The sequence below is a fragment of the Bianquea renquensis genome, from assembly GCF_014384895.1.
Classification (GTDB): Bacteria; Bacillota; Clostridia; order Lachnospirales; family Bianqueaceae; genus Bianquea; species Bianquea renquensis.
The window spans coordinates 1-12,330 of the sequence record NZ_JACRSQ010000050.1 but is presented as its reverse complement, the minus strand read 5'-3'; the positions used below and the strand labels follow the sequence as shown (position 1 = coordinate 12,330).

At 47.7% G+C, this 12,330-nt stretch carries 14 protein-coding genes; 5 read left to right on the top strand and 9 right to left on the bottom strand.

Going from position 1 to position 12,330, the window contains the following annotated elements:
• Positions 1-186: 186 nt before the first annotated feature.
• Positions 187-1,209 (bottom strand): uroporphyrinogen decarboxylase family protein, encoded by a 1,023-nt coding sequence (locus H8730_RS16610; protein WP_177716939.1) that lies wholly within the window; start codon positions 1,207-1,209, stop codon positions 187-189.
• Positions 1,210-1,501: 292 nt separating this feature from the next.
• Between H8730_RS16610 and H8730_RS16605 the strand changes: the two genes are divergently transcribed.
• The 3 genes from H8730_RS16605 (at position 1,502) to H8730_RS16595 (ending at position 3,740) form a co-directional block, all read left to right on the top strand.
• Positions 1,502-2,194, top strand: coding sequence for an iron-sulfur cluster assembly scaffold protein (locus tag H8730_RS16605; RefSeq protein WP_177716937.1), 693 nt, complete (start codon positions 1,502-1,504; stop codon positions 2,192-2,194).
• Between the two features lie 18 nt (positions 2,195-2,212).
• The gene (locus tag H8730_RS16600) at positions 2,213-3,211 is read left to right on the top strand and encodes a GGGtGRT protein (protein WP_177716935.1); all 999 of its coding nucleotides are present in this window, start codon (positions 2,213-2,215) and stop codon (positions 3,209-3,211) included.
• Positions 3,212-3,344: 133 nt separating this feature from the next.
• A complete protein-coding gene (locus tag H8730_RS16595; RefSeq protein WP_346726596.1) occupies positions 3,345-3,740 on the top strand; it encodes a DUF4143 domain-containing protein in 396 nt (131 codons plus the stop codon).
• Positions 3,741-3,976: 236 nt separating this feature from the next.
• Here H8730_RS16595 and H8730_RS16590 read toward each other — a convergent pair whose 3' ends face one another.
• From H8730_RS16590 to H8730_RS16580, 3 genes are all read right to left on the bottom strand, one after another.
• Positions 3,977-5,197, bottom strand: a complete 1,221-nt coding sequence (locus tag H8730_RS16590; RefSeq protein WP_177716932.1) for an ATP-binding protein — start codon at positions 5,195-5,197, stop codon at positions 3,977-3,979.
• Positions 5,198-5,347: 150 nt separating this feature from the next.
• Positions 5,348-5,587, bottom strand: a complete 240-nt coding sequence (locus H8730_RS16585) for a hypothetical protein (RefSeq protein ID WP_177716931.1) — start codon at positions 5,585-5,587, stop codon at positions 5,348-5,350.
• A gap of 225 nt (positions 5,588-5,812) precedes the next feature.
• Complete coding sequence (locus H8730_RS16580; RefSeq protein WP_249290213.1) at positions 5,813-6,523, bottom strand: LytR/AlgR family response regulator transcription factor; 711 nt, start codon at positions 6,521-6,523, stop codon at positions 5,813-5,815.
• 87 nt (positions 6,524-6,610) lie between these two features.
• On the opposite strand from H8730_RS16580, the gene H8730_RS18135 reads away from it, so the two are divergent.
• Positions 6,611-6,883 (top strand): DUF6514 family protein, encoded by a 273-nt coding sequence (locus tag H8730_RS18135; protein WP_430385398.1) that lies wholly within the window; start codon positions 6,611-6,613, stop codon positions 6,881-6,883.
• Between the two features lie 202 nt (positions 6,884-7,085).
• Complete coding sequence (locus tag H8730_RS16575) at positions 7,086-7,457, top strand: Hpt domain-containing protein (protein ID WP_177716929.1); 372 nt, start codon at positions 7,086-7,088, stop codon at positions 7,455-7,457.
• A gap of 33 nt (positions 7,458-7,490) precedes the next feature.
• On the opposite strand, the gene H8730_RS16570 is transcribed toward H8730_RS16575, so the two are convergent.
• From H8730_RS16570 to H8730_RS16550, 5 genes are all read right to left on the bottom strand, one after another.
• Positions 7,491-8,819: an ABC transporter substrate-binding protein gene (locus tag H8730_RS16570; protein ID WP_177716928.1), complete on the bottom strand. Its 1,329-nt coding sequence runs from the start codon at positions 8,817-8,819 to the stop codon at positions 7,491-7,493.
• Between the two features lie 3 nt (positions 8,820-8,822).
• Positions 8,823-9,722: an ATP-binding protein gene (locus H8730_RS16565; protein WP_249290212.1), complete on the bottom strand. Its 900-nt coding sequence runs from the start codon at positions 9,720-9,722 to the stop codon at positions 8,823-8,825.
• Between the two features lie 45 nt (positions 9,723-9,767).
• Positions 9,768-10,937, bottom strand: a complete 1,170-nt coding sequence (locus tag H8730_RS16560) for a histidine kinase dimerization/phospho-acceptor domain-containing protein (RefSeq protein ID WP_249290211.1) — start codon at positions 10,935-10,937, stop codon at positions 9,768-9,770.
• A gap of 475 nt (positions 10,938-11,412) precedes the next feature.
• On the bottom strand, positions 11,413-11,730 hold the full coding sequence (locus H8730_RS16555) for a type II toxin-antitoxin system RelE/ParE family toxin (protein WP_177716924.1): 318 nt from the start codon (positions 11,728-11,730) through the stop codon (positions 11,413-11,415).
• On the bottom strand, positions 11,714-12,001 hold the full coding sequence (locus tag H8730_RS16550; protein ID WP_177716922.1) for a type II toxin-antitoxin system Phd/YefM family antitoxin: 288 nt from the start codon (positions 11,999-12,001) through the stop codon (positions 11,714-11,716). The genes H8730_RS16555 and H8730_RS16550 overlap by 17 nt, the downstream gene beginning before the upstream one ends.
• Positions 12,002-12,330 lie beyond the last annotated feature (329 nt).

The window sequence follows — 12,330 nt, the reverse complement described above, 5'->3', positions numbered from 1 at the left end:
TCGTCACACTCAACCTCAGGAAATCGCAAACTAGGAAGGAAAAAAAGGGGCAGAAAGCAGCTTAGACCGAGGAGCGCTTTTCAAAATCCAAACAAGGGGATTTTCCGCCCTGCAACAGATCCTTCTTACCTATCAGGGGCCATATTCACGACAGCCCCTTCGCATAAACTGTAAAAGTTAGCCCCCTCACAGTGCGGAATTTTGCACGATTACCTTCCGCGCCCAATCTGCCCATTCCTGTTCCACGTTAATATCCTGCCAGGATGGGTAATCCTTAGCGATCAGACCGCCACCGCAGATGGTCTTGAAAGCAGTCACCATCTCGTAAGCGGTTTTCTCGATGTACTCTCGATTCCCTGTGGCCATAACTTTCTGAATGTCCACCGGGCAGTGGAACGCCATACGTCCACCATAGTTTCTCGCTAAGTTGGCGCTGCCGTAGATTTCCGGCTGGTCAAACTGCATGACATCCACACCTGCATCAATAAAATCTTCAATAAAGCCGGTGACAAGTCCACAGGAGTGGACAAAGAGTTTCATATTCCGGTCATGGCATTCCGCTGCGACGCGCTGATAGACAGGCTTAAACAGGAGGCGAAAGATGTCAGGGCTGACAAAGGTGGAGTGTTGCATCCCCCAGTCGTCATAGATGATGACGGCGTCAAGGCCATTGTCCTTGCCAAGACGGACGATTTGTACCATAATATCCTGTACCATGCTCAGGACCCGGCGGACATTGTCCTGCTCGAGGATGGTATCCGCCAGTGCGTTATCCATGACGCGCAGATCGCGGAGGGTAGAAAATACGCCGACGGGCATACTGCCCATAACAAAATCCTGGCAGTCCTGTAAATTCATGGCGCGAATGCTGGCATTAAAATCCATGTCGATGGTTGGCATCTCAAAGGAGTCGAGAAGACTCCAATCGTCCTCCAGGGCTCCCTTGATACACTCTCCATTGCCGTCCTTCTTGAGGCGACCATAGAGATTTCCCATCACAGAATACTTGACCTCGCCGTTAAAATCCGGCACTAGCTTTTTAAGCTCCGGGTAGGTTCCCCAGGTTAGGTAGGGTTCATATTTTGCATTCCTCAATTGGATCGTCGGAACCCACCGCAAGTCCTTTTCATGGGGCGGATTGAAATCGTATCCTATGCGCGGCGGGTCGTTGTATTCGATCACCCGCCGGATCAATTCTTTATTGGTCATCTAGGTCACTCCTTTTGATCCCGTTTCAATAGAATTCCATATGCATTATAGCATGATCGCCAAAAAAAGATAGCATTATTTCATAGAAAACATGGAGGATTTCATTTTTTTTAAGAAAATTGCCGTCCAAATCTGCGCTGGAAGGCACCGGATTTTGGAGAGTTAGGAATTGACACTAAAATATCAATATGCTATACTGGTACCGTGCCGAATTTCCCTGAAAGCAAGGGGTTACAGCATATGACTCCGAGTTATTCCATGATATACATATTTTAAAGGAGGACGAGTGTAAATGGTTTATTCGCATGAAGTTGAAAAAATGTGTTCCGTTCGCGTTGGCGCAAGTCACGGCTGTGCGCCAATTCCGGAAGAAGGAAAATGGGTGTATTCCCGCGAGATCAAGGATATCTCTGGGTTAACGCACGGCGTGGGTTGGTGTGCTCCCCAGCAGGGTGCATGTAAGCTGACGCTGAATGTTAAGGATGGCATCATTGAGGAAGCCCTTATTGAAACGTTGGGATGCTCCGGCATGACCCATTCCGCCGCCATGGCTTCGGAAGCGTTGGTCGGAAAGACGCTGCTGGAGGCGGTCAACACGGACCTGGTCTGTGACGCCATCAACACTGCTATGCGGGAACTATTCCTGCAAATCATTTATGGACGGACGCAATCGGCCTTCTCCGAAGATGGCCTTCCCGTGGGCGCCGGACTTGAGGACCTCGGCAAGGGTCTGCGCACCCAGGTTGGTACTTCCTATAGCACGAAGCTGAAGGGGCCTCGGTATTTGGAATTGGCGGAAGGGTATGTCACACGCCTAGCGCTCGATGAGAACGATGAGATCATCGGCTATGAGTACGTCAGCCTTGGCCGTATGATGGACATGATCAAAAAGGGCGAGGACGCCAATGAGGCGATGAAAAAAGCGACGGGCTCCTACGGACGGTTTGCAGAAGCTGCAAAATACATCGATCCGAGAAACGAATAGGAAGGGGAGGACACAACAATGGCTTTATTTGAAAGTTATGAGAGAAGAATCAATCAGATCAATGCCGCTCTGAACAAGTATGGAATCGCGTCCATCGAAGAGGCAAAGGCAATCTGCGATGAAAAGGGCATTGATGTCTATGGTATCGTAAAAAGCATTCAGCCCATCTGTTTTGAAAATGCATGCTGGGCGTACATCACCGGCGCGGCCATCGCGATCAAGAAGGGTGACACTAAGGCGGCGGACGCGGCGAAATCCATCGGCGAAGGACTCCAAGCCTTCTGTATCCCCGGCTCTGTTGCAGATGACCGCAAAGTTGGGCTTGGCCACGGAAATCTTGGCGCTATGCTTTTGAGCGACGAGACGAAATGTTTTGCATTCCTGGCTGGTCATGAATCCTTTGCCGCCGCGGAGGGTGCCATCGGCATTGCCAAATCCGCCAACAAAGTTCGCAAAGAGCCCCTTCGGGTTATCCTGAACGGATTGGGCAAGGACGCGGCGAAGATTATCTCCCGGATCAATGGGTTCACCTATGTGGAAACCCTCTTCGATTATTTCACTGGCGAGCTGAAAGAGCTGAGCCGGACTGCATACTCCAAGGGTGAGCGGTCTCTCGTTCTGTGCTACGGCGCTGACGATGTCCGCGAAGGCGTTGCCATCATGCACCGGGAGGGTGTGGACGTCTCCATCACCGGTAACTCCACCAATCCGACCCGTTTCCAGCACCCTGTCGCCGGCACGTACAAGAAAGAGTGCGTGGAGATGGGCAAGAAGTATTTCTCTGTGGCATCTGGCGGCGGCACTGGCCGCACTTTACATCCGGACAATATGGCAGCCGGCCCTGCTTCCTACGGTATGACGGATACCATGGGCCGTATGCACTCCGACGCACAGTTTGCAGGCTCCTCCTCCGTACCGGCGCATGTGGAGATGATGGGCTTGATCGGCATGGGCAACAACCCCATGGTCGGCGCTACCGTTGCCTGCGCGGTTGCGGTGGAAGAAGCACTAAAATAAGGGCCGCAAACCCGCATAAATACTGGATTTATTCCGAAAAAGAGTTGCCTACTCGGTGGCTCTTTTTTTGCTTTCCAAACTCGTATTCCGGGGCATAACTGGCTGTTCCCCCCCTCGCTTTGTTTTCTGAGAATTGATTTGGCGCATTATAAAACGATGCGTATGGTTTTGTCAAATTCATAGCTATATATCAAGTATATATCGTCTAAAAGCTTTGCTCAAAGATACACTAACCGGCCCGGCAAAGGGCGGAATCTATGAAAATCTGGTATTCGATATGCTGATAAAGCGTGGATTCTCCCTTAACTATTTCAAAAACGATAAGAATACCCAGGAGATTGAATTCCTCTTTGCCAAAGATGGAAGCGTAATCCCTGTGGAGGTCAAGTCAAAAAACGGGGCCACTTTGTCTCTGAACAATTTTATCAAAGACTATTCCCCACCATTTGCTTACAAGCTGGTTTCCGGCAATTTGGGTGTGAGCGATACAAAAATCACCCTCCCCTTGTATATGGCGATGTTCCTGTAATAGCTGATAACAAGATTACCAAAATGCTGCCAGTACCCTAAAAGGTACCCGCAGCGTTTTTGGGGGGTATATTCGGTTATTTCGGCATACGGATCGCCCTCCGGGAGCTCCCCGGCGGAAAACCTTGCTCCAGCTCGGCAAATTTCTTTGTGCGGTCAGCGATAATGCGCTGTTTCATCCTGTTCCAGTCGATGTCCAATTTGCGCGCGCCGGGCGCCCTGTTTGTTTAATCACCGCTATTTTCCGGCCAGCCAATCAAGCGCATGGATAACTTTGATCCCTTCATAGTTTCCAAGAGTATAGCGGTCAAGAGTCAGCACGATTTTCTCGTAGTTGTCCTGAATGCTCTGAAGCGGCTTCATCTCCCGTTCAAAAGTAGTTTCCGCTTTCATATCGGCCGTTACCTGAAAATATATCGTTTCATCTTGTTTTACGGCTACAAAGTCCACCTCAGTGCTGCCAACCTTGCCGATATTCACCTTGTACCCCCTGCGTAGAAGCTCAAAGTAAACGATATTTTCGAGCGAAAAGCCGAGATCATAGTGCTTCTTTGAAAGGATATGGTTCCGCAGTCCCAGGTCAACCATATACAGTTTCTTGTTTGCCTTCAGGATTTGCTTGCCCACAATATCAAAGCGGTCAACAGCATAGAAGATAAAGGAATCCGTCAATGCACTAATGTAATCGTCAACGGTGTTGGGAGATACCTTCCTGCCGCTGGATATGAGGTAATCCGTGACGCTTCTCACGGAAACCGGGCTGCCGATGACGCTAGCCAGAAATTTGGCAATAGATTTTAGGAGCGTAATGTCCGTAATCTTCCTCCTGTCAGGATCTTTTTCCCGACGATTTTGGCGTTCTTCGATGTCTTTAACGATGACGGTATTGTAAATCCCTTCGAGATAAGCGGTTACCTTTTCTGTCGTTTTATCCATCACGGCAATATATGGAAACCCGCCGTTTTTCATATACTCGGAAAAAGCTGTTTCCCCGTCTGTCTTCGTAATGGCGCAGTATTCCCGGAAAGAAAGCGGCAGCATGGATATTTCCACATACCGGCCGGTCAGAAGGGTGGCCAGGTCGCTGGAAAGCATATAGGCGTTAGACCCCGTGATATAGATGTCCGTATTCTCCTTTACATAAAGGCTGTCAACCACTTTTTCAAAGGAGTCCACCCGCTGGATTTCATCAAGAAAAATATAGTTCTTTTGATTCGGCTGCATCCTTTCCTTGATATAAGCATACAGCTTTTTATAGTCCAGCAGTTCTTCAAATTCCAGTTCTTCAAAATTGATGCTGATGACCTGTGCTTCCTGTATGCCTTCCTGTTTGAGCAATTCCTGGTACTGCTTTAACAGCGTGGATTTTCCGCAGCGCCGGATGCCTGTAACCACCTTGATAACCTGCTCATCTTTCCAGGAGCGCAATTTTTCCAAATATTCGTTCCGCAATACCATGACGAATCCTCCTCCTTCTTATTTACTGTTCCCATTATAGCGCAATTTATCAAGTGTGTCAATAAAAATTCCGAAACCGGAATTTTTAATCCACATTTAATTCGAGCATTCCAAAATAAGAAGGGGAAGATCCTGTTCATTTCGATATTACTACTTGGCAACGATTTTTCCGTAAATCAGTTTCTTGGTATAATTGAACTTGGAAATAGCAACAATGACCTGATCGCCGATATGGAAATCTTTATATTCCACCAGCTGTTCTAAAGGCAGCAAAACGATCCTGCCGGAAACTTTCAGCGAGGGCTTTACGACAAAATCTTCAAAATTCTCCTCATCAGACTGGCCGTAACGAGTAGAACGGGTTTGCTCTTGAAGGTTCAATTTAGCCACAACGCATCACCTCAAGAGCAATGTCAGCATAGGCTTTGGCCGCATCGGTGTTTGGGGCATATTCATGGAGAGACATACCCATCACCGGAGCTTCCGCAAATTTAATCGCATACTTGATATAACTGTCAAAGATATGGAGGTGATCTCCAAAGTCACGATCTCATCGGTTTTTTCCTTTGAAAGCACTTTGTGGCGATGCCCGCCTTATTTGCACATCGCTAGTTCTTATCCCTTTCCCTCTATGTAATCCAGATACTGCTGGCGGATATTTTTAAAGTCCCGTTGCCGAATCAACACCGTATCCCCAGTGGATAACTCAAACTGCCTGTCATGGATCTGCTGAATACAGTTCATATTGACTAGAAAACTTTGGTGACAGCGGAGAAACCGTATATCCTTTAATTCCCTTTCAACATCGCCAAGTTGCTTGTACAGAGTGTAACATGTACCATTTGTACGGTGCAGTATACATTTTGAATTACTGCTTTCCACATACAAAATTTCATTATATGGAATACAAATCACATCTTTTCTATGTTTTACATAATACATGCATTCGCTGCGCCTGCCTCTGAGAATATGATCCATGGCGGCACTGAGTTTTTCATAGGAGTGCGGTTTCAGCAGGTACGCGCTTGCCTGCACTTCATATCCATCGACCGCATAGTCAGAAGAGGCCGTTACAAATACGATCTCCCCACGATAATCGCGGTCTCTCAGCTGCTTCGCAACATCAATCCCGAGAAGACTGTCCATATAAATGTCAAGAAATATAATATCGTAGAAGCTGCCATCCCCTATGTCGTGGAGTAAATTGATCCCATTCTCAAAATGTGCAATTTCTAATGTAAAAGGTTTTTCGGAGAAGTAAACGCGCAATAAATCGCAGATAAGCTCCCGATCCAGTGAGTTGTCATCGCAAATTGCAATTTTCATCATAATCCCCCCATAAAGATACCATCAAAAAGACTGCATATTCAATGAAAAACCATTCAATTTCATCGAAAGTCCCCTTTTGCTCAATTGTACAGCTATAATACTGACAATAAAAGGAAAGGAGCACGCAACATGATAAGCTTTAAAGTAATAGAAGAGAGTCTGCATCATCCTGATGTCGGAATTTATACAGCTTTTGGAATATGCGCGTATCACGACAAATCCGGAAAGCACGTTGTATCCGTCTCTGATGTATTTCTGAACAGAAATGATGCAGAGGCTCTTGTCCAAAGGTGTAATTTACATAAGCTATCTTTGGTTCACCTCGCAGATGTAATAGAAGACGCAATCGCTCACTAAATAGACAAACTGGGGAGCTGTGGGTCACTGTATTGTATGGATTTGATTGACTTGTTCTGTTATAAATACCATATAGTAGTATATCACAGTTTAATGAATTTGGGGAGTAAATTTGAAAAGAAGTCGAAGTCACGATCCTCTTTTTTGACATAGAATAGATTTTAGAAGGCATAGAAAATCAATTACAGAAAGGAGCAAAACTATGACACTCAAAGCATGTTATGAGGCAATTGGCGGCGATTATGAAGGTGTGGTCAGCCGCCTTGTCACAGAAGCCCGGGTGAATAAATTCCTCACCATGTTTCTACATGACACCAATTATCAAACACTTTGCGATTCCATGGAAGAGAGGAAGGCCGAGGAAGCTTTCCGCGCGGCGCATACCTTAAAGGGCGTGTGTTTGAGCCTCGGATTCACAAGACTCGGGGAGTCCAGCCACAACCTGACCGAAGCGCTTCGTCTCCGCAAATTTGATGAGAACGCAGACAAATATTTTGACGACGTCAGGCGGGACTATGGGGAGACAATCTCCGCAATTCGCTCCATGCAGGCAGAAAATACTGGCACAAACTGAGCACCTGAAGAAAAGGCAACGGTTTAGAATCCATTATTGATGCAGAGTGCTATTCTTATATCCCGCCTCAATGGCCGCATTGCAGTCCGCATCCAGCGCCGCCGCAACCTCCGCCGCTGTTTTGTCCCCCCGCAACAGGTCTTGGATATGCGGGAAAAAGACGGCCCGGACACCGCGCCAGTTTGGATTGTTGGCGGTGAAGTCTACCGCGTTCTCATTGTTGCGGTGGAATGCATCCAGCATAAAGATCTGATCTTTATACTTCTCCGTCACTCTGCTGCTGGCAGGGATGCCTCCTGCCGAGTAATCCAGCCATTCCTCGTGTTGGTAAATAAATTTCACAAAATCCTTTCCAACCTTGACCTTCATCTCATCCCCATTGTCAAACACCTCGAAGCCGGTAACGAAAGACGTGGCATAGCCATCGCCGCTCTGGCTTGGAAAGTTTACATAGCCGATTTCGAGATGAGGATACACCGAGACAAGCGCATTATTGGATACATACAATGCCAGCTGGCCGTTGCGAAACAAATTCGCGGCATCAATAATTTCCAGATTCTCGCACTTAGGGGGAAACCATCCCCTGTCGTAGCCGTCCTTTAGCCATTGGAGAGCGGCGATCCCCTCCTCCGTGTTCAAATTCAGCTTGCCCTTTTCATTGAAAAAGCCGCTGCCATGACTGCGCAATAGGGTCATAATATGCGTGTCGCCCTGATTATTTTTTGCATACATCATCATAGGGTATTTGCCTGCCGGCAATCTTTCCGCCAGCGTATTCAGAATCGTCTCCCATTCCTCCAGCGTCCACGTCTGAATCTCGTCCTCGCCGCTGATGAATGCGTCCAGCCCTGCCTCGCGAAACAGGGCCTTGTTATAGGACATAACGTTCTGTAGGCTCAAAAATGGCATCATATACGTCTTACCATCTATCTGGCTTATGGCCCAAGTGCTTTCGGAAATGTCTGTGCGAATCTCGTCGGTGATTATGTCATCCAGCGGTACGACCCTGCCAGTGTGGATATAGGTCGCCATGTTGAAATACCCTTCGTAGAGCACATCAACGGCATTCTCCGTGTCGAAGCAGTCGGTAACGGCTCCGTCCTCCCCCGTCTGGCTAAATGTGACAACGTCGATGGTAACGTCTGCATCCCTGTACTGTGCAGCAAAGGCGCGCGCCATCTTCACCAAAAATTCATCTGCGCTATCAATTTCCGGGTCGCAGACTGAGACCGACGACAGGGCCGGTGTCTTTACTGTCAGATGCACCTGCTCCTTTTGCTGTGCGTCGCAGCCAGCCAACAGTCCCATGGACATTGCAGCCACCAGAGACAAGGCCATCCGCACTCCTCTATTTTTTCGCATCGGTTACACCTCCCCGAGTTTTTTTAGCAGCGCTGCGACATCGATAGGTTTGGTCAGAAAATCGTCCATGCCGCTTTCGATGGCACGCTCCCGATCCTCCCTAAAGAAGTTCGCCGTGCAGGCAAAGATTTTGACCGTTTTGGCGTCTGGCCGGTCCAGCCCGCGAATCGCTTTAGCTGCCTCATAGCCATTCATAACTTGCATCTGTACGTCCATAAGGATGACGTCGAACTCGCCCAGCTGCGAAGCCTGAAATGCTTGCAATGCCTTTTGGCCATCCTCCGCATGGGTGACGGTGAAACCTTCTTCCCTCAAAATCTCCAGCAAAATTTCTGCATTCAGTTCATTGTCCTCCACCACCAGAATATTGTGCCTCTTACTGGGTGAAAGCAGCTCCTTATCCTCCAGCAGCGGGGCGGTCTCCTTTACTACATCCAGAGGTTTCTTCTCGCAGATCGCTGCCGGAAGGACTACCGTAAAGCAGCTGCCCTTGTCCAGTTCGCTTTCCACCAGGATGTCACCGCCCATTTGCTTCATCAGGAGATAGCTGATGGACATTCCCAGCCCAGTTCCTTTTTGGCTGCTGCTGATCTTGTTGCGCTCCTGGGTAAATGTGTCAAAAATATGGTTTAGGAATTCTTTGCTCATGCCACAGCCTGTATCCTGTACGCGGAAACGGGTGGTGACTGTGTGATCCTCTCCCGCCTGCTGCGTCACAGTAACCGTGATACGGCCGCCTTCGGATGTAAATTTTGCCGCGTTGCTGAGAATATTCATCAGCACCTGCTTAACGCGAACCTCATCCCCAACGATACAGGGATAGGGGATGTCTTTTTCTATGGTAAAGCTGATGCCCCGAGTGCAGATGGTATCCCGCTGCATGGACCACAGATTGTCCAGCATAGAGATAAGGCAAAAATTCTCGTTGGCCAGGTCTAGCTTGCCTGCCTACAACTTGGAAATATCCAGAATGTCATTGACTAGGGCCAGAAGATATTGGGCTGTGTTGCCCATCTTGTGGATATATTCCGTTAACTTTTCCCGATCCTCTAGGCTTTTTGACATTAGATGGTTCAAGCCGATGATCCCGTTGAGCGGCGTGCGAATCTCATGACTCATGGTGGACAGAAAATCGCTTCTGGCCTTTGCCTTGGCATGGGCTTCTACGGTCCGCTGTTTGGATCGGTAGAGCAAACCGCTCATGCCCACAAGGGCCAGAACCACAACCGTCAGCATAACCGCAGTTAGCAAAATGAAATTGCGGCTCTGTTCCTTGAATACATCGGTGGACACGGAAATCACAAATGTCCAGTCGGTTCCCTCAATCGCTGAGAAACCCAGCATTCGCTCTCCGCCGTCCTCATCCGTATACGATACGATGAAAAATGTATTCTCCGCAATTCCCTTGCGTATCGACTCCGCGCTGCCGTCTTTCTTAAACGTTCCGCTGTCAAGCTGCTCGAAGAAATTATCCCGCTGGTTGAAGCTGTCAGTTCGATTGATATTGACGATATAATATCCATTTGAATCGATCACGCTGCTGAATCCTCGTCCCCCAAAGCTGTCAATTCGCAGCTGATTTTGAATCGATGTGATGCTGCACTGCCCCAGAATGGCGACAAAGCGAACCCCCTCCACCTCCAGGCCATCCATGCGCACGCCATAGAGCACGGTTTCCTTCCGAGTCTCCAATATTCCCGGCTGTTCATCATTGCGGAAGACGAAGTGATCCTGTTCCATATTTAGAAACGCACCATATTGATGCTTGTCCGTCTCCTGAATCAGAAAACTGTCCGTGTAGAGCCGCCCATCTTCATCGAGCAGATAGATGGCGTCAAACAAGCTGGTCGTCCGCTCTAGATTGAGGAGCTCCTGTACCTTTGTGATCGTATCGCAATCGTAGATTTGCAGTCTCTGTCCGATAAATTCCAGCCGATTCAGATTTGTCCCAAGGGAAGATTGAATGGACTGGACATCGTGCTGGGCAAGCTCCTCCATATTCAGAATCATATTGTTGGAAATCATCCTGTTCAGCTGCCCGATATAGGCCCCTATGGAAATGACGACAAATGCCAGCGCCACCACATAGAGAATGATGTTCCGTCTCCTTTTTTTCATAATACTCTCCATTCTGGAGCGCTAGCGACGGGTCGAATTCTGCCATCAGAGCAATTTGTGACGCTCCGGCACAAATTGCCGTGTGAAAAGTACGCGATGGAGCTTATTTTTCACACTACCACAGTCCCCATCCTCAACGATTGATCGTACTCCATACGTATACCACTGCATTTCCGCATTTCCACCTACACTATTATATCGATCATGGCGAATCCTTGTCAATATGAAAAGGAATACTCTCACAATAAATTTGTGCGGGGGCGTTTGCGGGCCTGTCCCTAACCGACAACGTTTTTTGGCGGAGGCATTCGCTTTTATATGAGTGGAATCCGTCAAAACGGTTCTTTTTCCATTGTACCATAATGAACGGACGGAAAATAGGATTGTCAACAGCTCGATTTTAGCCCGAAGTTATCTTGCTACAAAAAAAATCGCCGCCTGTAACAAGCGACGATTTCAAATCATAATTCTATTGTCAGCGAATCATCCAACTGTAATCCTGTCTGCAATCCACCACATAATCCGCATAGACCACATCATCTGTGATTTGAAAAATAATCATATAGCGTTTTTCAAACAGGATATATCGATAAGCATTTTTAGGGAAATATTCCGCTGTGAGCCACGGACATCTCTGGGGCATAAATTCCAATGATTTGGCAGTCTTTTCAAATTCGACCGTTAGCTGCTCGGCTGCTTTAAGGCTGGCCTGTGCCAGAAATGCAGCATGGGAAACAAGCATCTGCGTTGCCTTTCCTGACACAATCACACGGTATCTATTCTGCTGTTCCATGGTCTGCCGCCCCCTTGATTGCATCACGCATCATAGCGGCTACTTCATCAACGGAATAGCCCTTCATGCCATGGATTCTGTCCTCTTCGACAGCCAGCAGTTCCTCTCTGAGCTTTAACATTTTTTCCCGCCGGTTATAAGTTTCTATATCCATTACGACCAGGTCCCCCTCGCCGTTTTTAGTCAGGAAAACCGGCTCTGCGGTCTTGCGACACTGCTCGGCAATCTCGTTGTAGTTTTGACGGATTGCCGCGGACGGACGAATATTCATGGAAATCCCCCCTTTAAACGTAATAGTAATATTCTAGCCATATTATACTTTTTATATGCTATGATGTCAACAACGTAACTTGTGATTGTTCCCCGTGCCGAGCAGCGGACTATCCATACACAGCGCCCCGGTTTTGAAGCTCCTGTTATTATGATTGCCAATGAGAAGGAATTTTTGTCGTTTCATTTTTTATCCCTCCGGCACTTAATAGGTAGTGTCAAAAACTACCTGTTTTTTTGTTGCAAAATCTAATAAAAACCTTGATTTTAAGGGAAATTTGCTATAAAAAGAGCATTGACCTCCCTTTTCTGGTATAATGTCTATCGCCA